Annotated in this window: 2 protein-coding genes; one reads left to right on the top strand and one right to left on the bottom strand. The window is 63.6% G+C overall.

The annotated features are described in order from the left end of the window. Positions 1 to 448: TIGR00366 family protein (locus tag AC5JJ6_RS09480; protein ID WP_496041802.1), on the top strand; the 448-nt coding region annotated here is incomplete at its 5' end. Here the strand turns inward: AC5JJ6_RS09480 and AC5JJ6_RS09475 are convergent. Then, positions 437 to 1,877: glycogen debranching protein (locus AC5JJ6_RS09475; protein WP_496041801.1), on the bottom strand; the 1,441-nt coding region annotated here is incomplete at its 5' end. The two genes, AC5JJ6_RS09480 and AC5JJ6_RS09475, sit on opposite strands and share 12 nt — an antisense overlap.

Below are 1,877 nucleotides of genomic sequence, written 5' to 3'. Positions count from 1 at the left end.
CCTTCACAGCCTGGAGGAAGCGGTGAAGGGGGCTGCCGGCATCGTCATTCAGTTCCCGTTCTATGCCGGCATCATGGGGATGATGGTGGAATCCGGTCTGGCGAAGAGCTTGTCCGAATGGTTCGTCTCGTTCTCCACCGCCGACACGCTTCCCCTCTTCACTTTCTGGAGCGCCGGCCTGCTGAACATCCTGATCCCGTCGGGCGGCGGCCAGTGGGCCGTCCAGTCCCAGGTGATGCTGCCGGCCGCCATGGAGCTGAAGGCCGACCTGACCAGGGTAGCCATGGCGGTCGCCTGGGGCGATGCCTGGACCAACCTGATCCAGCCTTTCTGGGCGCTGCCGGCATTGGCCATCGCGGGATTGAAGGCCAAGGACGTGATGGGCTTCTGCCTGATCGTGCTGGTCGTATCGGGAGTGGTGATCTCGGCGGGGTTGCTATGGGCTTGATGGGGCGGGCGGAGGCTGAGCTTTGCCCGTCTCCCGCAGGAGCACCTTGATCGAGTGCGACCGCATCGGCATCGCCTCCCGTTCGGTGTAAAACCGGATCGCGGCTGCAGCGCCGCCGCCGCCGCCGTCGCCGCCGGTATCGTGGTCCGTATCCACCACGAGCCGCCAGCAGCCTTCCGCCTGAAGGATGAACACCGCGTCCTGGGATTGGCCGTTGATCGCCACGTAGAGATCGTCGTCGTCCTCCCCGGCGCCGGTCAGGTGAAAGGCCAGCAGGCTGGAGCCAGGGTCCGCTTCACCCGATGCTCCGAGCCACCTCACGTCGCTGCGCCAGAAGCGGCTGCGCCCCAGGCTCGGATGCGCCTTGCGGAAGGCGATCATCGATTTGGCGAACCGGAAAAAATCGCCGTTGCGGGCAAGCAGGCTCCAGTCCAGCCAAGTGGTTTCGTTGTCCTGGTTGTATGGGTTGTTGTTGCCGCCCTGGGTGTTCAGGAACTCGTCGCCGGCGGTGAACATCGGCGTGCCGTTCGCCAGCATCAGTAGGCAGAACAGGTTCTTCGCCTGTCGTATCCGCAACGCCCTGACGTCCTGCGGCAGGCCGTTATCGCCTTCCCAGCCGCAGTTCCAGGACCGGTTGTCGTCCATGCCGTCGCGGTTGCCATGGCCGTTCGCCTCGTTGTGCTTCACGTCGTACGAGACGAGGTCGTAGAGACAGAACCCATCGTGGCAGGTCACGAAGTTGACGCTTTGAAAGGCGTGGCAGGAGTCGATCGTCGTGTCGGGAAACAGATCGTCGCTGCCGTAGATCCGCGTCCTCAAGGCATCCGCCAGCCCCGCATCGCCGCGGACGAAAGACCTGACCGTGTCGCGGAAGCGGCCGTTCCATTGCAACCATGTGCTGCCGGGGAATGTCCGGCCAAGCTGGTAGCTCGCCATGTCCCATGCTTCGGCGATCAGCCGGACATCCGCCAGAAGCGGGTCCGACTGGATGGCGGCGATGATGGGCGGATCGTCCAGGTTGATGCTGCCGTCCTCCCGCCGCGTGAACAGGGAGGCGAGGTCGAAGCGGAAGCCGTCGACGTGGAACTCGGCGACCCAGTAGCGCAGGCTGTCCAGGATCATGCCGCGCACATACCGGTTCGCCGTATTCAGGACGTTGCCGGTCCCGCTGTCGTTCCGGTAGCGGCCCCGGTTCTCCTCGAGCAGGTAATAGGTGGTGTTGTCGATGCCGCGATAGCTGAAGGTCGGGCCGTTTTCGTCGCCCTCTCCGGTGTGATTGCAGACGACGTCCAGGATCACTTCGATATCAGCCTGATGCAGAGCCTTGACCAGCGACTTGAACTCGTCGATTTCCTCGCCGAAGGCGTTTCTCATGCCGTAGCTGTCATGCACGGCGAAGAAACTCAGCGGCATGTAGCCCCAGTAGTTG

It is taken from the genome of Skermanella sp. (genome assembly GCF_059503625.1).
Note: the sequence above shows the minus strand (reverse complement) of the source record. Positions and strands in the feature narration are given on the sequence as shown.